The organism is Geodermatophilus sp. SYSU D00879, assembly GCF_054050375.1.
The window spans coordinates 64929-82871 of sequence record NZ_JBJGZF010000014.1; the positions used below are offsets into that span (position 1 = coordinate 64929).

17 protein-coding genes are annotated in these 17943 nt (G+C 76.6%); 6 read left to right on the forward strand and 11 right to left on the reverse strand.

What is annotated here, in order from left to right; genetic code table 11:
* Positions 1-4 precede the first annotated feature (4 nt).
* Positions 5-1105: a class I SAM-dependent methyltransferase gene (locus tag ACI79B_RS17320; protein ID WP_456927002.1), complete on the forward strand. Its 1101-nt coding sequence runs from the start codon at positions 5-7 to the stop codon at positions 1103-1105.
* A gap of 4 nt (positions 1106-1109) precedes the next feature.
* Here ACI79B_RS17320 and ACI79B_RS17325 read toward each other — a convergent pair whose 3' ends face one another.
* From ACI79B_RS17325 to ACI79B_RS17340, 4 genes are read right to left on the reverse strand one after another with little or no spacing between them, the layout of a single operon-like run.
* The gene (locus tag ACI79B_RS17325; protein ID WP_456927001.1) at positions 1110-1637 is read right to left on the reverse strand and encodes an MOSC domain-containing protein; all 528 of its coding nucleotides are present in this window, start codon (positions 1635-1637) and stop codon (positions 1110-1112) included.
* Positions 1634-2299, reverse strand: coding sequence for an energy-coupling factor transporter transmembrane component T family protein (locus tag ACI79B_RS17330; protein WP_456927000.1), 666 nt, complete (start codon positions 2297-2299; stop codon positions 1634-1636). The genes ACI79B_RS17325 and ACI79B_RS17330 overlap by 4 nt, the downstream gene beginning before the upstream one ends.
* Positions 2296-3036, reverse strand: a complete 741-nt coding sequence (locus ACI79B_RS17335; protein WP_456926999.1) for an energy-coupling factor ABC transporter ATP-binding protein — start codon at positions 3034-3036, stop codon at positions 2296-2298. Before ACI79B_RS17335 ends, ACI79B_RS17330 begins: the two co-directional genes overlap by 4 nt.
* Positions 3033-3596, reverse strand: a complete 564-nt coding sequence (locus ACI79B_RS17340) for a biotin transporter BioY (RefSeq protein WP_456926998.1) — start codon at positions 3594-3596, stop codon at positions 3033-3035. The genes ACI79B_RS17335 and ACI79B_RS17340 overlap by 4 nt, the downstream gene beginning before the upstream one ends.
* A gap of 601 nt (positions 3597-4197) precedes the next feature.
* Here ACI79B_RS17340 and ACI79B_RS17345 point away from each other — a divergent pair.
* Positions 4198-4566 carry a hypothetical protein gene (locus tag ACI79B_RS17345; protein WP_456926997.1) on the forward strand — a complete coding sequence of 123 codons (369 nt, stop codon included), beginning with the start codon at positions 4198-4200 and terminating at the stop codon, positions 4564-4566.
* Positions 4567-4703: 137 nt separating this feature from the next.
* On the opposite strand, the gene ACI79B_RS17350 is transcribed toward ACI79B_RS17345, so the two are convergent.
* The 6 genes from ACI79B_RS17350 to ACI79B_RS17375 all read right to left on the reverse strand — a co-directional run bounded on the left by ACI79B_RS17350 (position 4704) and on the right by ACI79B_RS17375 (position 12909).
* Positions 4704-6242 carry an ATP-binding cassette domain-containing protein gene (locus tag ACI79B_RS17350; protein ID WP_456926996.1) on the reverse strand — a complete coding sequence of 513 codons (1539 nt, stop codon included), beginning with the start codon at positions 6240-6242 and terminating at the stop codon, positions 4704-4706.
* Between the two features lie 152 nt (positions 6243-6394).
* Positions 6395-7984, reverse strand: coding sequence for a glycoside hydrolase family 13 protein (locus ACI79B_RS17355; RefSeq protein WP_456926995.1), 1590 nt, complete (start codon positions 7982-7984; stop codon positions 6395-6397).
* Between the two features lie 53 nt (positions 7985-8037).
* A complete protein-coding gene (locus ACI79B_RS17360) occupies positions 8038-8472 on the reverse strand; it encodes a globin (RefSeq protein ID WP_456926994.1) in 435 nt (144 codons plus the stop codon).
* Positions 8469-9749, reverse strand: a complete 1281-nt coding sequence (locus ACI79B_RS17365; protein WP_456926993.1) for an MFS transporter — start codon at positions 9747-9749, stop codon at positions 8469-8471. The genes ACI79B_RS17360 and ACI79B_RS17365 overlap by 4 nt, the downstream gene beginning before the upstream one ends.
* Positions 9746-10753, reverse strand: coding sequence for a mechanosensitive ion channel family protein (locus ACI79B_RS17370; RefSeq protein WP_456926992.1), 1008 nt, complete (start codon positions 10751-10753; stop codon positions 9746-9748). Before ACI79B_RS17370 ends, ACI79B_RS17365 begins: the two co-directional genes overlap by 4 nt.
* A gap of 53 nt (positions 10754-10806) precedes the next feature.
* Positions 10807-12909, reverse strand: a complete 2103-nt coding sequence (locus tag ACI79B_RS17375; protein WP_456926991.1) for a prolyl oligopeptidase family serine peptidase — start codon at positions 12907-12909, stop codon at positions 10807-10809.
* 228 nt (positions 12910-13137) lie between these two features.
* On the opposite strand from ACI79B_RS17375, the gene ACI79B_RS17380 reads away from it, so the two are divergent.
* The 4 genes from ACI79B_RS17380 to ACI79B_RS17395 all read left to right on the forward strand — a co-directional run bounded on the left by ACI79B_RS17380 (position 13138) and on the right by ACI79B_RS17395 (position 16551).
* Complete coding sequence (locus ACI79B_RS17380) at positions 13138-13665, forward strand: HNH endonuclease (protein WP_456926990.1); 528 nt, start codon at positions 13138-13140, stop codon at positions 13663-13665.
* Positions 13662-14522 carry an SCO6745 family protein gene (locus ACI79B_RS17385; protein WP_456926989.1) on the forward strand — a complete coding sequence of 287 codons (861 nt, stop codon included), beginning with the start codon at positions 13662-13664 and terminating at the stop codon, positions 14520-14522. Before ACI79B_RS17380 ends, ACI79B_RS17385 begins: the two co-directional genes overlap by 4 nt.
* A 209-nt stretch (positions 14523-14731) precedes the next feature.
* Positions 14732-15895, forward strand: a complete 1164-nt coding sequence (locus tag ACI79B_RS17390; protein ID WP_456926988.1) for a hypothetical protein — start codon at positions 14732-14734, stop codon at positions 15893-15895.
* Entirely contained in the window at positions 15895-16551 is a 657-nt protein-coding gene (locus tag ACI79B_RS17395) for a class F sortase (protein ID WP_456926987.1), read from the forward strand. The genes ACI79B_RS17390 and ACI79B_RS17395 overlap by 1 nt, the downstream gene beginning before the upstream one ends.
* A 132-nt stretch (positions 16552-16683) precedes the next feature.
* On the opposite strand, the gene ACI79B_RS17400 is transcribed toward ACI79B_RS17395, so the two are convergent.
* A complete protein-coding gene (locus ACI79B_RS17400) occupies positions 16684-17937 on the reverse strand; it encodes a kynureninase (RefSeq protein ID WP_456926986.1) in 1254 nt (417 codons plus the stop codon).
* Positions 17938-17943 lie beyond the last annotated feature (6 nt).

The window sequence follows — 17943 nt, forward strand, 5'->3', positions numbered from 1 at the left end:
CGCGATGACCACCGACACCCGCGCCCCCGCCGCCGAGGACGAGGCCACCGGCGCCCTCGCCGGGCGCCTGCTCGACACCGTGCTGGCCTGCCTGGACGCCCAGGCGATCGCGCTGGGCGACCGGCTCGGCTACTACCGCGCCCTCGCCGACGGCGACGCGCTGACCTCCGCCGAACTGGCCGGGCGCACCGGGACGGCGGAGCGCTACGTGCGCGAGTGGCTGGAGCAGCAGGCGGTCACCGGGATCCTCACCGCCGCCGACGACCCCGACCGCCCCGGCGACGCGCGCGCCCGCCGCTTCACCCTCCCGCCCGGCCACCGCGCCCCGCTGCTCGACGTCCTGAGCGGCGACCACCTGCTGCCGCTGGTCCGCTTCGCCGTCGCCACCGGCCGGCACGCCGACGCGCTGGCCGAGGCGCACCGCACCGGCGGCGGCCTCTCCTGGGCGCAGCAGGGCGCCGACGTCCGGGAGGCGCAGGCCGCCGCGAACCGGCCGCTGTTCCTCGGCCCGCTGGGGCGCGAGCACCTCCCGTCGATCCCCGACGTCGACGCGGCGCTGCGGCGCGGCGGCCGGGTCGCCGACGTCGGCTGCGGGCACGGCTGGTCCTCGATCGGCATCGCGCTGGCGTATCCCGCGGCGACCGTCGACGGCTTCGACGTCGACGCGCCGTCGGTGGAGGCGGCCCGCCGCAACGCCGCCGAGGCCGGGGTCGCCGACCGGGTCCGGTTCGCCGTCGCCGACGCCGCGACGGTGTCGGGCACCTACGAGGTCGTCACCGCCTTCGAGTGCGTCCACGACCTGCCCGACCCGGTGGCGGTGCTCGCGGCCCTGCGGCGGCTGGCCGGGGACGGCGGCGCGGTCCTGGTCGTGGACGAGCGCGTGGCCGAGGAGTTCACCGCCCCCGGCGACGAGGTCGAGCGGCTGATGTACGGCTACAGCCTGGTCTGTTGCCTGCCCGACGCGCTCTCCACCCGGCCCTCGGCCGCGACCGGCACGGTCATGCGGCCGGCCACGCTGCGCCGGTACGCGCGCGAGGCGGGCTTCGCCGACGTCGAGGTGCTGGACGTCCGGGACGAGGTCTTCCGCTTCTACCGGCTGGTCTGAGCCCTCAGCCGGCCACGATCCGCGGCACCGGCCGGTCCGCCCCCGTCGGCGCCCCGCGCCGGGCGGCCTCCTCGTCCGGCACCGGCCGGACGACGGCGCCCTCGGCGATCTCCGCCCCCGCGAACACCGCCGCGTTGATCCCGCCGCGGTGCACCATCGCCTTCACCAGCCGGGCGCCGGTGAGCCGCTCCAGGTGCGCGCAGGGCGGGCAGCGCTTCACCCCGAACAACAGCGCGTCGCCGACGGCGAACCACCGGCCCACCAGCGCGGGCAGGTCGACCCCGGTGGTGACCAGGTTGCGGCGGGTGTCCCCGGGCGTCAGCGGCACGCCCACCTCGGCGGCGACCGCCGCGACGTCGTCGGCGTCGACCAGCGTGAGCTGCTTCTCCAGGTCCGGGTAGCGGGCCCAGGTGCCGCCGCCGAGGGCGTAGCGGTCGCCCTCCAGCCCGCGGCCGGCGACCAGCCGCGCGGTGGGGACCCGCCGCATGGGCGCGGCGGCGGCCGGGGTCGTCCAGATCTCGAGGACGGTCATCGCGGGACCTCCGGGGCGGGGGAGCGCCGGCCGCGGCGCGGGGGCGGGACGTCGTCGGCGCCGCGGGCGTCGAGCGCCTCGCTCACGTCGTGGGCCATCTGCAGGACCTGCACCAGCAGCGGGGCGACCGTCGTCCGCAGCCCGCGCAGGCCGCGGGGGGAGCCGCCGCGGGCGGCCTGCGCCTCGCGGATGCGGTCGGCCCGCTCGACGAGCACCGGGATGAACCGCAGCGCCATCGTGACCACCAGCCCGACCCGCGCCGGCCGCACGCCGACCAGGCGCAGCGGGGCGGCCAGCCGCTCGACCACCGCGACCATCGCGCTCACCCGCGTCGTCGCCGTCACCACGGCCGCGGCCAGCACCAGCGCGAGCAGGCGCAGCGCGACGTGCGCGCCGGTGCGCAGGTCGGTGGTCAGCGCGTGCACGACCAGCAGCGCCAGCACCCACCACACCACCGCCCGCGCCTGCCGGGCCAGCACCGCGACCGGCAGCCGGGCCACCAATAGCCCGACGGCCAGCACGCCCGCCAGCGCCGCGCCGGCCGCGGCCGGCCCGGGCAGCCAGAACAGGGCGACGGCGAGGGCGGCGAGGGCGAGCAGCTTGACCCCGGCCGGCAGCCGGTGGACGACGCTGGCCCGCGGGACGTACAGCGCGAGGGTCACCGGGCGGCCATCAGCGCGCGGTAGGCGGCCACGGCGGGGCCGGGGGCGGCGTCCTCCACCACCCGGCCGCGGTCGACGACCAGCACCCGGTCGAACCCGTCGAGCAGATCCAGCTGGTGGGTGACGACGACGACCTGCTGCTCCAGCCCGGCGACCAGCTCGGCCACCCGCCGGGCGTTGACCAGGTCCAGCAGCGTCGTCGGCTCGTCGAACACGATGCGGGCCGGGCGCATGACGAGCACGCCGGCGATGGCCAGCAGCTGCTTCTGCCCGCCCGACAGCAGGTGCGCGGGGTGGTCGGCGTGCCCGGCCAGGCCGTAGCGGGCGAGCACCTCGGCGACGCGGGCGGCCCGCTCGTCCGGCGGGACGCCCTGGTTCTCCAGCCCGTAGGCGACGTCCTCGGCGACCGTCGGGTGCACGATCTGCGCGTCGGGGTCCTGGAAGACGAACCCGACGCGGCGCCGCACCGCGCGCACCTGGGTGCGGGTGTCCAGCCCGTCGACCAGCACCCGCCCCTCGGTGGGCACGACCAGGCCGTTGAGCAGCCGGGCGAAGGTGCTCTTGCCCGAGCCGTTGGCGCCGATGACGCCGACCCGCGGCTCGGTCAGGGCGAGGTCGAGGTCCTCGAGCACCACCCGCTCGCCGTACCGGTGCCCGACGCCGCGCAGCTCGATGCCGCGCCCCGGCTCCGCGACGTCGTCCGCGGCGGGCGCCGGACCGGGACGGCGGAGCCTCACCGGGTGCCGGCCGCCCGGCGGGGACGGTCGATGACGGGGTAGCTGCGCCGGACGACGTCGGCGACGGCCGCGGCGACGAAGGCCTTGAACAGGTCGCCGGGGATGAAGACGGCGGCGCCGGTCCACAGGGCGGTGTCCCACGGCAGGCCGGCCACGGCCTTGAGCACCGGGACGCCGACGGCGTAGACGACCACGATGCCGCCGACGACGTTGGCCACCAGGCCCCAGCCGACGTTGTAGCGGTCCCAGACCCGCTCGGTCAGCCAGCCGACGACGAACGCGGCGAGCGGCCAGCTGAACAGGTACCCGGCCGAGGCGCCGGCGAAGGGCGCCAGGCCGCCGGCGCCGCTGGCCAGCAGCGGCAGCCCGACCGCCACCAGGACCAGGAACAGCAGGACCGCGAGGAAGCCGCGGCGGGCGCCCAGGACGCTGCCGGCCAGCATGACGCCGAGGGTCTGCGCGGTGATCGGCACCGGCCCGACGTTGATCGCCGGCAGGGTCCCCAGCGCCGCGATGATCGCGGCGAAGAGGGCGACGTAGGCGAGGTCCCGGGTCTTCACGGCGTCTCCTCCACAGGTGGCGGGACGGGCCCGCGCGGTCCCCGCGGAAGGTACCCGAGGGGCGGGCGGGACCCGTCCGGTGGGCGTTCCGGGCCCGCGCCGATCCCGTCGCCGTCGGTGTCCGCGCGCTCACCTGCAGATACGTCCGCCGGTTTGCCCGGGCCGCCCGCGCCGTGTTTTCTGGGGTCGCTGAGGCCTTCGGCGGAGGCGAGGAACAGGCGGAATCTGCATGGCAACCGGGTGGTGGGCGGCACTGTGGTCGCGGGGGCGTCACGAGCCGCGCAGTGCCACCCCGGGAGCCACCCGGGAGCCGCACCAGGACCCGTGGCCCGGGCGCGCCGGCGCCGGCCGGTCCGCCGCGGCAGCACCTCCGCCGCAGCCCCCGCCCCCCGCCGTCGAGGAGCCGGTCACCCGGCCCGCGCCCCGGCCCACGCCGCCCCCGGCCCCGCCGGGTGCGGCACACGACGCCCCGGCGGCCGAGCCGCCGCGGGACGCCGTGCCTCCCCAGACGCCCGGCCCGTCCGGTCGACCCGGGTCGCCTCCCGGCCCGGTGCGCAGCCCGTCGCTGCGCCCCCCTCTCGAGACGACAGGAGCCCTTCCCATGGCCTCACTCGACAACGTCATCGCGGACCTGCTCGCGATCGAGGGCGCCAACGGCGCCGCGATCGTGGACATCGACAGCGGCATGGCCCTCGCGTCCGGCGGCACGCCCGGCTTCGACCTCAACGTGGCCGCCGCCGGCAACTCCAACGTCGTGCGCGCCAAGCTGCGCACGATCAACGACCTCGAGCTCAAGGACGAGGTCGAGGACATCCTGATCACGCTGCAGAGCCAGTACCACCTGATCAACGTGCTCAAGGGGCAGGGCAACGCCGGCCTGTTCATCTACCTCGTGCTCAACCGCGTGACCGCCAACCTGGCGCTGGCGCGGCACAAGCTGCGCGCGGTCGCGGCGACCGTCAGCGTCTGAGCCGGCGGCGTCGGCACCCGACCCGGACGGGGGCCGGGGAGGGTGCCGACGCAGCAGCACGGAGATTCCGCTCTGCCGGCCTCCCTGCAGGGGCCCGCCGCGAGCGTGCGAGCGGTGGGGGGCAGGGAGGTCCTTCGTCAGGCGGCGGCGGTCGCGGCCTCGACGATGCGGTCGCGCACCGCGTCCACGGCGAGCTCGCCGGTGTCGATCCACCGGGCGACCCGGCCGCCGGCGACGATGCCGACCCGGTCGCAGCACTCGGCCAGCTCGTCGGGGTCCACCGACACGACGACGACCGAGGTCCCGTGCGCGGTCGCCTCGTCCAGCAGCTGGCGGACCTGCCGCCGGGCCCGCACGTCCAGGCCGCGGGTGGGCTCGTGGAGGACGACGACGTCGCGCGCGCACTCCGACATCCACCGGGCGAGCGCCAGCTTGTGCTGGTCGCCGCCGGACAGCGCGCCGAACACCGTGCGGATGCTCAGCGTCTTCACGTCCATCCGGTGCACGGTCCGGATGACCCCGCGCAGCTGGGCGATCTCCTTGCGCAGGTCCGACAGCGAGCCCCAGGCCTCCTGGGTCATCGTCCGGGCGATCGTCTCGCCGGGGTCCACGCCGTAGGCGTCCTCGTCCGGGCGGTACACCGGCAGCTCCAGCCCGGGGGCGTCCGCGGAGGGCCCGAGCGAGCGCTCCTCGCCGAACAGCTGCAGCTCGTCGGTGACCGCCGGCAGCTCCCCGGACAGCGCATCGGCGATCTCCCGGACGCCGGAGGACCGGTGCCCGGTCAGGCCGATCACCTCGCCGCGGCGCAGCAGCAGGTCGACGCCCTCGACCGCGCCGGGCACCCGCAGGTTGCGGACCCGCAGCACCACCTCGTCGGAGGGCACCAGCCGCGGCGAGAGGCGCACGGGGGCCTCCTCGGTGGGCGCGGGCTCCGGCGCCGAGGCCACCCGGGGCTCCGGCGGCGTGACCGGCTCGCCCACGGTCTCCGCGGCCAGCCGGACGGGGTCCAGCCGGTCGGCCGGCGCGTCGAGGGCGATCCGCCCGTCGCGCAGCACGAGCACCCGGTCGACCACCTCGAGCATCTCCGGCAGCCGGTGGCTGATGTAGAGCACGCCGCGGCCCTGCCGGCTCAGCCGGCCGGCGACCGCGTGCAGCCGGCCCACCTCCGAGGGCAGCAGCGGCGCCGACACCTCGTCGAGCACCACCAGCCGGGTGTCCTCGGCGAGCACGCGGGCGATCTCGACCAGGCCGTGCACGAAGTGCGGCAGGTCCCCGACGGGGGTGTCCGGGTCGACGTCGAGGGCGACCTCGGCGAGCAGCACCTGCGCCTGCCGGCGCAGCTCCCGCGGCGGCAGACCGGCCTGGGTCGTGCCGCGGAAGACCGCCTGCGCGACGGTGAGCGCCGGGTCGATGTGCACCAGCTGCTGGACGACGCCGACGCCGAGGTGGCGGGCGTCGTCGGCGGACAGCGGCGCGTAGGGGTGGCCCTGCAGCGTCATGGAGCCGGCGTCGGCGGGGGTGATGCCGGCGATGACGTCGCCGAGGGTCGACTTGCCCGCCCCGTTGGTGCCGACGAGTCCGACGATCTCGCCCTCGGCGAGGGCGAAGGAGACGTCCCGCAGGACACGACGGGCCCCGAAGGACTTCGTCAGGCCCTGGACCTGCAACAACGTCATGGGTGGGCGCGCCTCCCCCGGCACAGGGCCGCCGACACTGGGTCGGTCGACCGCGGCGTCAGCGTCCCCCCGTGACGCTCTGTTCCGGTCCCGATGCTACCCGCGCGCGGGGACGGCGCCTCCCGAGGCGGAGGGCGCCGTCCCCGCCCTGCTCAGGCGTGCAGCCAGACGGCGGCGTCGGCCGGCAGGGCGCCGCCGGCGACGTCGGTGCTGGCCAGCAGGACCCGGCCCTCGGGCAGCGGCACGGCCTCCGCGGAGAGGTTCACCAGGCACACCAGGCCGCCGGGACGGCGGAACGCCAGGCACCCCTCGGGCGCGGGCAGCCACTCCAGCGACTCGCCGGTGAAGGCCGGCGACGAGGCCCGCAGCGCCAGCGCCGCCCGGTACAGCGACAGCACCGACGACGGGTCCGCGGCCTGCGCCTCGGCGGTCAGCGGCCCCCAGCCCTCGGGCATCGGCAGCCAGGTCTCCCGCTGCGCGGAGAAGCCGTAGGAGGGCTCGGTGCCCGACCACGGCACCGGGACGCGGCAGGCGTCGCGGCCGCGCTCGGTGTGCCCGGACCGCTCCCAGATCGGGTCCTGCAGCACCTCGTCGGGCAGGTCGACGTCGGGCATGCCGAGCTCGTCGCCGTTGTAGACGTAGGCCGCGCCGGGGAGCGCCAGCTGCAGCAGCGCCGCCGCCCGCGCCCGCCGGGTGCCGGTCTCGCCGCCGTAGCGGGTCACGTGCCGGGGCCGGTCGTGGTTGGACAGCACCCAGCAGGCCGGCGCCGGGGTCCCGTCGACGGTGGCCAGCGAGTGGACGACGGCGTCGCGCAGGTCCTCGGGCGTCCAGTCGGCGGTGAGCAGCTTGAAGTTGAACGCCAGCTGCAGCTCGTCGGCGCGCAGGTAGTCGGCCAGCCGGTCGTCGTCGGAGACCCACACCTCACCGACGGCCATGGTGCCGGGGTAGCCGTCGAGGACGGCGCGGATGCGGCGGTGCACCTCGTGGACACCGTCGTTGTCGAACCGGTGGTCGCCCGGGCCGTGGTCGTCGAGCAGCCCGGTGTCCTCCATGGGCTCCATGTCGGGCAGGCCGTCGGGCTTGGCCATCCCGTGGGCGACGTCGATGCGGAAGCCGTCGACGCCGCGGTCGAGCCAGAACCGCATGGTCTCCTCGAGGTCGGCGAGCACCTCGGGGTTGGTGAAGTCCAGGTCGGGCTGCTCGGGCGCGAAGATGTGCAGGTACCACTGGCCGTCGGGCACCCGCGACCACGCCGGCCCGCCGAAGACCGACGGCCAGTTGTTCGGCGGCTCGGCGCCGTCGGGCCCGCGGCCGTCCCGGAACAGGTAGCGCGCCCGCTCGGGCGAGCCGGGGCCGGCGGCCAGCGCCGCCTGGAACCACTCGTGCTGGTGCGAGCTGTGGTTGGGCACCAGGTCGACGGTCACCCGGATGCCGGCCGCGTGCGCCTCGGCCAGCAGCGCGTCGAACTCGGCGAGGTCGCCGAACACCGGCTCGACGTCGCGCGGGTCGGCGACGTCGTAGCCGTGGTCGGCCATCGGCGAGGGGTAGAAGGGCGTGATCCACAACGCGTCGACGCCGAGGTCGACCAGGTGCGGCAGCCGGGCGCGGATGCCGGCGAGGTCGCCGACGCCGTCGCCGCTGCCGTCGGCGAAGCTGCGGATGTAGACCTGGTAGAAGACCGCGTCGCGCCACCAGTCGGCGTCGGTGCGGCGGAACGGGCGGGCAGGGGTGAGGGAACTCACCGGGCTCCTAGGTGACGTGGGGAACGGCCCCCTCGCGGGGGCGGGGGCCTCGTTCAGGCGGGGGAGAGGTCGCCGGGCGCGTCGTCGGGCCAGCGGTTCTGCATGCTGCGGGCGGCCATCTGCAGGTAGCCCCACAGGGTGGCGTCCTGCTCCTCGGTGAGGTCGAGGGTGTCGACGGCGTCCCGCATGTGCCGCAGCCACGCGTCGCGCTCGGCCGGGCCGATCGCGAACGGGGCGTGCCGCATCCGCAGGCGCGGGTGCCCGCGCTCCTGCGAGTAGGTGGTGGGGCCGCCCCAGTACTGCTCGAGGAAGCGCCGCAGGCGGGTCTCGGCGCCCTCCCAGTCGTCCTGGGGGTAGAGCGGGGCGAGCACCGGGTCGGCCTTGACGCCGGCGTAGAAGCGGGCGACGAGCCGCCGGAAGGTCGGCTCCCCGCCGACCTCGTCGTAGAAGGTCCGCGCCGACGGCAGGGACCGGCTCGCCTCGCTCATGACACCGATGGTCCCGCAGCCGGGCGGTCCTCCGCCACGAGGGCCCGGGTGCGGCCGTAGGCGAGCAGCGGCGGCACGACCGCGACCAGCCCGATCCCGCCGGCCAGCGCGACGACGGCGCTCGGCGGCAGGCCCTCGGCGGCGAGCCCGGCGGTCAGCGCACCGACGCCCTGGATGCCGTAGAGCCCGCTGACCGCGACGCCGAAGGCCCGGCCGCGGTAGGCCGGCGGCACCGCCTGCACGAAGGCGACGTTGAGGGGGATGGTCCAGGAGGCGCCGAGCCCGGCGACGAACATCAGCGCGACGACGACGGCGAACGCGCCCCGGCCGGGGCCCGCGGTCGCGGCGACCAGGCCGGCCAGCAGCACCGGCACCAGCGACAGGGTCACCAGCACCGGCATCAGCCGGTCGCTGCGCGCCGTCCCGAGGAAGCGGGCGACCACCAGGCCGCCGACGGTGACCCCGAGCGGGTTGGCCGCCAGCAGCACGCCCACCTGGACCGCGCCCTCCCCGAGCTCGTCGGTCAGCGGGGCGGCGATGCCCTCGGCGGCGTTGGCGAACAGCGTGCCGACCCACAGCAGCGCGATGATCGCCACCAGCCGCGGGCTGCCCCCGATCAGCCGCAGCCCCTCGGCGGCGTCCCGCCACACCGACGACGGCGCCGCGAGCTCCTCGGTCGGCGCCGGGCGCCGGTGCAGCCCGAGGGTCAGCCACACCGCGGACACGGCGAAGGTGGCGGCGTCGAGGAGCAGCACCACCGAGGGGCTGAGCACGGTCACCAGCCCGCCGGCGGCGAGGAACCCGACCACCTGCGCCACCTGCAGGCTGACGTTGGTCAGCGAGGTGGCGACGGCGTAGCGCTCGCCCTCCAGGACGTCGGCCATCAGCGCCGAGCGCGCCGACTCGAACGGCGGCGCGCACAGCGCCACCAGGAACAGCAGCGCCAGCAGCACCGGCAGCGGCGTCCCGGGGATCGCCATGCCGGCCACCAGGACCGCGCGGACGACGTCGCTGGCGATCAGCACACGGTGCCGCGGGAAGCGGTCGGCGATGGTCGCCAGCACCGGGCCGCCGAGCGCCCACGGCAGGAAGCCCAGCGCGAAGGTGAACGCCGACAGCAGCGGCGAGTCGGTGCGCTGGTAGACGAGGACGGTCAGCGCGACCCGCGCGAGCTCGTCGCCGATGGTCGACAGCGTGTAGGTGCCGAACAGCGGCCGGAACTCGCGGACGGCGAAGACCTCACCGAACGTCGCGCGCCGACCGTCCCCGGTGCTCATCGGGCGCCGACGGCCGCGGCGCCGGAGGACGCGCCGATCAGCGGGGGCGGGGTCTTGATGCCCTCGGCGACGAACCGCTCCTTGAGCCGCATGCGCAGCTCGCGGCCGACCCGCCACTGGTCGGCGTTGGTCGAGCGCACCTGCACCCGCATGAAGACGCCCTCCGAGAGGATCTGCTCGACGCCGAGGGACTCCGGCTCGGCCAGCAGCACCGCGGCCCACTCGTCCTCGGCGTACATCGCGTCGGCGACCTCCTGCATGACGGTGCGGCACCGCTCGAGGTCGGTGTCGTGCGCGACGGGCATGTCGATGACCACCTGCGCGTAGCCCTGGCTCTTGTTGCCCACCCGCAGGATCTCGCCGTTGCGGGCGTACCAGACGACGCCGTTGACGTCGCGCAGCCGGGTGATCCGCAGGCCCACCGCCTCCACCGTCCCGCTGGCCTCGCCGAGGTCGACGACGTCGCCGACGCCGTACTGGTCCTCGAGGATGATCCCGATCCCGGCGATGAAGTCCTTGATCAGGTTCTGCGCGCCGAAGCCGAGCGCGACGCCGACGACGCCCGCGCTGGCCACGATCGGCGCCAGGTTGATGCCGAGCTCGCCGAGCACGAGGACGACGGCGATGCCCATGACCACGAACGAGGCGAAGCTGCGCAGCACCGAGCCGATCGCCTCGGCGCGCTGGGTGCGCCGGGCGGCCACCTGCTCGAGCGGGTCGCCGCCGGCGGCGGTGCGGTTGCGCAGCGGCCGCAGGATCGTCGGCATCGACCCGGTGGCGGTGCGGTCGGTCAGCCGCCGGATCGCCCGGTGCAGCAGCAGCCGGACGACCGCGGCGAGGACCACGACCAGCAGGATCTTCGCCGGCTTCTCGATCAGCGCCTCGGCGTTGTTCGCGAGCCAGTCGATGCCGAACAGCTCGTAGACCTTGGCGCACAGCGTCGTCGGGTCGGAGACGCAGTCGGGCATGGTGCCGGCGAGCCCGCTGTCAGCAGCGGCGGTCACTACGGAGGGTGGAGCAGTCATCACTCTCCATGGTGTCAGGTCGGAGCGACGGATCAGGAGTGATCCGCGCGCCACCCGGACAGACCGGTCGCGGCGGCGAGGAAGGCCAGCTGGTCCGCGGCCAGGCCCACGGTGCGGCTGACCGCCCGGGCGCCGTGGCCGACCGACGTCTCCCGGCGCAGCAGCACCGGCGCGTCGGCACTCGTCGCGGCCTGCAGCGCGGCGGCGAGCTTGCGCGCGTGCAGCGGGTCCACGCGGGTGTCCGACTCGAAGGTGGTGAACAGCGTCGCCGGGTAGGCGGCGCCCTCCCGGACGGCATGGTACGGCGAGTAGCCGAGCAGCCAGCCGAGCTCCTCCGGGTCCTCCGCGGTGCCGTACTCGTCGTTCCAGGTGCGGCCCAGGCCGAAGCGCTCGTACCGGACCATGTCCAGCAGCGGCGCGCTGCAGACCACGCCCGCGGCGAGGTCCGGCCGCTGGGTCAGGGTGGCGCCCACCAGCAGGCCGCCGTTCGAGCCGCCCATCACCGCGAGCTGCCGGTGCGTCGTCCAGCCCTGCGCGACCAGGTGCTCGCCGGCCGCGGCGAAGTCGTCGAAGACGTTCTGCTTGCGCTCGCGCATGCCGGCGCGGTGCCACTCCTCGCCGTGCTCGGAGCCGCCGCGCAGGTTGGCCACCGCCCACACCCCGCCCGCGGCCACCCAGGCCAGCGCCTGCGCCGAGTAGGACGGGGTGAGCGCGACGTTGAAGCCGCCATAGCCGTAGAGCACCGTCGGCCGCGGGGTGTCCGGCGTCCCGGTGGCCGAGAGCACGAACAGGTGCACCGGGGTGCCGTCCGCCGAGGTCGCGTGCGTCTCGACGACCGTCACCTCCGGCACCTCGCCGGCCACGGGGGCGCGCTCGTCCTCCACGAGCGCCGTCGGCTCGGCGGCGTCCCAGCGCAGCACCGACGGCGGCGTCGCGTGGTCGGTGTACCCGACCCAGGCCGTCGTCCCGCCCTCCGGCGGGGCGCTGACGCCGGAGACGCTGCCGGCGCCCAGCCCGGTCACCTCCGCCAGCCGGCCGGAGCCGTCACCGGCCCAGACCGAGAGCCGGTCGGTGGCGTCGACCGAGTGGACGGCGAGCACCTGCAGCGAGCCGTCGGCGCCGTCGACGAGCGCGACGTCGGACAGCACGCCGTCCTCGGCCTGCGGGACGACGTCGGCCCACGCCTCCACCGCCCAGGTGGCCGGGTCCTCCGGGTCGGCGACGGCGAGCCGCCAGCGCGGGGTGCCGCGGTCGCTGAGCAGCCACAGCCGGCCGTCGCGGGCCACCCACGCCGCGGTCTGCGCGTCGACGCCGACCTGGAGCTCGCGCAGGGCGCCGTCGCCGGCGAGGTCGGCCAGCCAGACGTCGTCGCGCGGGGCGGTGCCGGCCGACGCGGAGACGACCAGCCAGCGGCCGTCGCGGCTGGTGCGCACGCCGTAGTAGTTGGTGGGGTCCAGGGCGGGCGGGTCGAAGGTGCCGCCGTGCACCAGGACGTCGCCATCGGGGTCGGCGCCGACCCGGTGGCGCCACACCCGGCGGTGGAACTGCTCCTCGCCGGCGGGCACCTGGCCGGGGGCGAGCCGGCGGACGTAGAAGAGCTCCTCGCCGCCGGGCAGCCAGGCGACGGGGGAGTAGCGGCACCGGTCGACCGGCCCGTCCAGCCGCTCGCCGGTGGCGACGTCGAGGACGTACAGCCGCGACTCCTCGTCGCCGCCGGTGGACAGCTGGTAGGCGAGCCGGTCGCCCTCCCACGACGGCGCCCAGGCGTCGAGCGTCGTCGTCCCGGACGGGTCGACCGCCATCGGGTCGACCAGCACGCGGACGCTGCCGTCGGCCTCGCGCACCCGCAGGACGGCGTGCTCCTGGCCGGGGTCGCGGCGGGTGGAGAAGGCGCGGCCGCCGCGGTGCACCGGGACGCCGACCGCGCCGGCGTGCACCAGCCGCTCGAGCCGGGCGGCGAGGTCGGCCCGCAGGGGGAGGGCGCCGAGGACGTCGGCGGTGAGGCCGTCCTGGGCGGCGGTCCACGCCTGCGTCCGCGGGTCGTCGGGGTCCTCGAGCCAGCGGTAGGGGTCGGCCACGCGGTGACCGTGCAGGTCCTCGACCAGGTCGAGTCTCTCGGCGTCGGGGTAGCGCACCCGCACCACCGTAACGGCGGGGCCGACAGGAGCCCGGCACCTGTCGGGACCGGTTCCCCCGCGCGCCGGAGGCCCAGGTCAGGGCAGGATGGGCACAGCCCTGTGCGGCCGCCCCGGTACGGCGGTCCGGGGTGTCGGAGGTGATCCGTGTCGCGTTCCGCGTCCGGGTCGTCGCCGGCGGGCCACCCAGGTCCGCGGCGCGACCCCGTTCCCGTCCCCCGGCTGCCCGTGCCCTCGTCCGGCACGACGTCGGCCACGCTGCTGCTCAACGCCACCTACGAGCCCCTGTGCGTGGTCTCCAGCCGCCGCGCGATCGTCCTGGTCCTGGCCGAGAAGGCGGTCCCGGTGGACGACTCCGCGGAGGTGGTCCACGCCGAGCGGGTGGCGCTCGCCGTCCCGGTGGTCGTGCGGCTCACCCGCTTCGTGCGGGTGCCCTACCCCGCGCAGGTGCCCCTGTCCCGGCGGGCGGTGTTCACCCGCGACGGGCAGACCTGCGTCTACTGCGGCGGGTCGGCCACGAGCATCGACCACGTCGTCCCGCGCAGCCGCGGCGGCACGCACACGTGGGACAACGTGGTGGCCGCCTGCCGGAAGTGCAACCACACCAAGGCCGACCGGTCGCTGGCCGAGATGGGCTGGCAGCTGCCGCACCCGCCGCGGACCCCGAGCGGCGCGGCCTGGCGGCTGCTGGGCGCGCGCGCCGTGGACCCCCGCTGGCGGGAGTGGCTGGGGATGCCGGAGAGCGTGAGCGCGTGAGCTCCCCCGGGACGGCCCGGCGGCTGTGGGCGCTGGGCGAGCCGTACCACGCGGTCACCTACTTCGCCGACGAGGCGCGGTCCGCGGCGGAGGAGGCCGGCCTGTCCGGCTTCTGGGCCGCCTACTTCGCGCTGCGCGCGGCGCCGCTCGGGCCGGTGGGGCCGGCGGTGGTGACGGCGGCCTTCTACAACTTCGCGCCGGCGTTCGTCGCCCGCCGGGTGCCCCGCGTCTGGTCGGCGGTGACGCCGGAGCGGGCGCTGCGGGTCCGGCTGGCCGCCGTCGACGCCGTCGTGCGCCGGGTGCTGGGGGAGTGGGCGTCCTCGGCCGACGCCGCGGAGGCCGCGGAGCTCGCACGCATCGCCGCCGAGGCGGTCGACCTGCCGGGCCGGCCGCTGGCGGCGGCGAACGCGGCGGTGGCCGAGCCGGACGAGCCGCACCTGGCGCTGTGGCAGGCGCTCACCACCCTGCGGGAGCACCGCGGCGACGGGCACAACGCGGCGCTGCTCGGCCGCGAGGTGTCCGGTGTCGGCGCGCACGTGCTGGTGGCCGCGGCCGGCCGGGTCGACCGCGACTGGCTGCAGAAGGCCCGCGGCTGGGACGACGACGCGTGGGCGGCCGCCGGCGAGGAGCTCGCCCGGCGCGGCTGGCTGGACGGGGACGAGCTGTCCGCGGAGGGCCTGGCCATGGTCACCGCGATCGAGGCCGACACCGACCGCCTCGCGCTCGGCCCGTGGCGGGTGCTCGGCGACACGCGCTGCGACCGGCTCGCCGAGCTCCTCGTGCCGGTGCGCCGCGCCGTCGTCACCGCCGGGCTCTTCCCCGACCGCAACCCGATCGGCGCTCCCGACCCGGGCTGACCCCGCCGTCGCCGTGGGCACCTGACGAACCGCGATCGGGTGGTCCGGCAACATCCGGCGTTCCGGGTGGGGCCGGTGTGACGGGTGGGACCCGGCTCGGCGTCGCACCCCTTCCCGCGTGTTCACTACCGACAGGTGTCATCGCGTCGCCGTACGTTGCGCCCCAGTCGGCGCCACCTGGGCGCTGTAGTCGCCGGAAGGTGTCCTCCATGTCCAGCTCCACCCAGCGCCGTGTGGTGCAGCGCTTCGGCCTCGCCGGCATCGGCACCGCCGTCCTGCTCGTCGGCATCGCCTCCCCCGCCCTGGCCGCGACCGACGTCGTCATCCCGCTGGAGCCCACCGAGGTGGCGCTGAGCGCCGTCCCGGTCGACGGGTCCGGCGGCGCGATGGACCCGTCGACCGGCTGGGACGGCGCGTCGGGCGCGCCCGTGGACGTCCAGTACGGCGGCACGATCACCGTGGACCTGCCCGACGGGCTCGACGGCTCCGACGCCGGCGCCGAGCTCGTCTTCGACGACAACGGCGACGGCACGCCGGAGGCGACCTACTCCTCCCGGTTCGCGGCCGGCAACCCGAACCGCCTGGTCGTGGTCCCGACCGCCGACAGCGTCACGATCACCCTGCCGGCCGACGACCCGATCGCTGGCGACGCCGCCCGGCTGGACATCGAGCCGCTCGAGTCGACCCTGAGCCCGGCGTTCAGCTACTTCGACCCGCTGTCGTACGAGCTGGCGTTCGACCCCGCCGCGGCGCCTGGCGCGGAGACCGTGGCGCCGGTGCTGCTCGGCTACTCGACGCTGCCCTGCGCTCTCTTCTCCCAGGACCCGTGCCCCTTCCCGACCCCGGTGACGGCCGGCTCGACCGTGACGCTCGACCTGAGCGAGCAGTCGGCGCTCCGCGAGCTGGGCCTCACCGACCTCGAGGGCGTCGAGCTCAGCCTCGGGCCGGTCGACGCGGACGGGAACCCCACGGGCGCCCTCGTGCCGGTGACGGCGCAGGTCAGCGGGACGACGGCGAGCTTCGTCGTCCCGGCCGGTACCGCGCCCGGCCAGTACAGCCTCCTCGTCGTCGACCAGGCCTCGTCGGGCAACGTGGGGGTGGTCGAGATCGGGCTCACCGTCGAGGCCGCACCGGCCGCCGCGCCGACCACCACCGCCGCGCCGACCACCGCCGCGCCGAGCACCCAGGCCGTCGTCGCCAACACCGGGCTGAAGTCCAACACCGGCGTGTACGAGGCCTCGGCGGCCGAGGAGTCGGGCAGCCCGGCGGTCGTCGCCGCCGGAGCGGGTCTGCTGCTGGCCGCCGGCGTCGGCGGCGTCGTCGTCGCCCGCCGCCGCCGTCCGGCGGTCGAGGCCGGGACGGGCGAGGCCTGATGCGGCCGGGGCGGCGCACCGCCGCGATCGCGGCGGTCGCCGCCCTCGGCATCGCCGGCGGCACGCTGCTCGCCACCGGGCTGACCGACGACGGGCGGGCCGCCGTGGCCACCGGGTCCGCCGACCCGGTGGCCACGGCCGGCGTCCCGGTCCCGGAGCCGGCGCAGCCGACGCTGCCGCCTGCGGGGACGACGCTGCCGACGCCGTCCTCCGACGTGCACGTGAGCGTGCCGGCGCTGGGCCTGGACCTGCCGGTGCTGCCGCTGACCCCGCGCGACGGGGTCATCAACCCCCCGACGCTGACCGCGGCCTACTGGATCGAGCCCTACGGCGACCCGGTCGGCGCGGCGGCGGAGGCCGACAACACCCTCTACATCGCCGCGCACGCCACCGGCACCGGCCGGTACGGCTTCGACGCGCTGGTGGACGCCGAGGCCGCCGGCGAGGGGCTGGTGCCCGGCGACGTCGTCGAGGTGAGCACCCCCGGCGGCACGGTCGACTACACCGTCGAGCGGACCGAGCGCTACGGCAAGGACGAGCTGGTCGGCGCCGCCGACGTGTGGGAGGCCGATCCCGGCCGGCTGGTGCTCGTCACCTGTCTCCAGCGCGCCGGGCGGGCCTCCACCGAGAACCTCGTGGTCTTCGCGCACGCGTGACCGCTCCAGGGGTGGATCGCCCCTTCCCACGGCGATCATCGCGCCGGGGGGCAACGCGCCGACGTCGACCGGCGTGTCGCCGTCACGATCCCATGATCGTCTCCGGCGACCGCGGCGGTGCCGCCCGACCGGTCAGGTGACCCGCGCGCGCTCGGCGGGGTAGGCGCGCCAGCCGCCCTCCTCGAGCAGCGCCCGGAACCGGTCGACGGCGTCCCAGACGTCGGCGAACCGCGTGTACAGCGGCGCGACGCCCAGGCGCACGCGGTCGGGCGTGCGGAAGTCCGGCACCACCCCGCGGTCGACCAGCGCCCGGGTCAGCCGCCAGGCGTGCGGGTGGGCGAGCGTGACGTGCGACCCGCGCCGCGCCGGGTCGCGCGGGCTGGCCAGCGCCACGCCGTGCGACGCCAGGTGCGCGTCGGCCAGGTCGACCAGCAGACCGGTCAGCGCCCGCCCCTTCGCCGCCAGCCGGCCGATGCCGGCCTCGGCCACCAGCCGCGCGCCCACCTCGACCGCGGCGGCGGCGAGCACCGGCGGCGTCCCGGTGGCGAACCGCCCGACGTCGGGCACCGGGTCGTAGGCCGGCCCCATCGCGAACTGGTCGCGCTGGCCGAACCAGCCCCAGATCGGCTGGCGCAGCGTCTCCTGCAGCTCCCGCCGCACGAAGAGGAACGCCGGGGCGCCGGGCCCGCCGTTCAGGTACTTGTACGTGCACCCGACGGCGAGGTCGACGCCGCTCGCGGTGAGGTCCAGCGCCACCGCGCCCGCCGCGTGCGAGAGGTCCCAGACGACCAGGGCACCGGCGTCGCGGGCCGCCGCCGTCACCGCCGCGACGTCGGCCAGCGCGCCCGAGCGGTAGGCGACCGCGGACAGCACCACGACGGCGACCCGCCCGTCCAGCGCGGCCGCGAGCACCGCCGGGTCCAGGCCCTCGTCGACGTCGGCGGGCACCTCGCGCACGGTCATCCCGCGCGCGGCGGCGACCCCGGCGACGACGTACCGGTCGGTGGGGAAGTCGTCGGCGCAGCAGACCAGCACGTCCCGGCCCGGGCGGGCGTCGGCCGCGGCGACGAGGAGCTTGTAGAGGTCGACGGTGGTCGAGTCGCTGAGCAGCACCTCGCCGGGCCGGGCGCCGAGGACGCCGGTGCCGATCACGTCGCCGACCCGCGTGCCGACGTCGATCCAGGACGCCCACGAGCCGACCAGCCCGCGGCCCCACTCCTGCCCGGCCACCCGTGCCAGCGCCGCCGGGGTGTCCACGGGCATCCGGCCCAGCGAGTTGCCGTCCAGGTAGAGCAGGCCGTCGTCGACGCCGGCGAAGCGGGCGCGGAACCCGGCCAGCGGGTCGGCGTCGTCGAGGGCCACGGCGTGCGCGCGGGAGAGGTGCACGGCGAC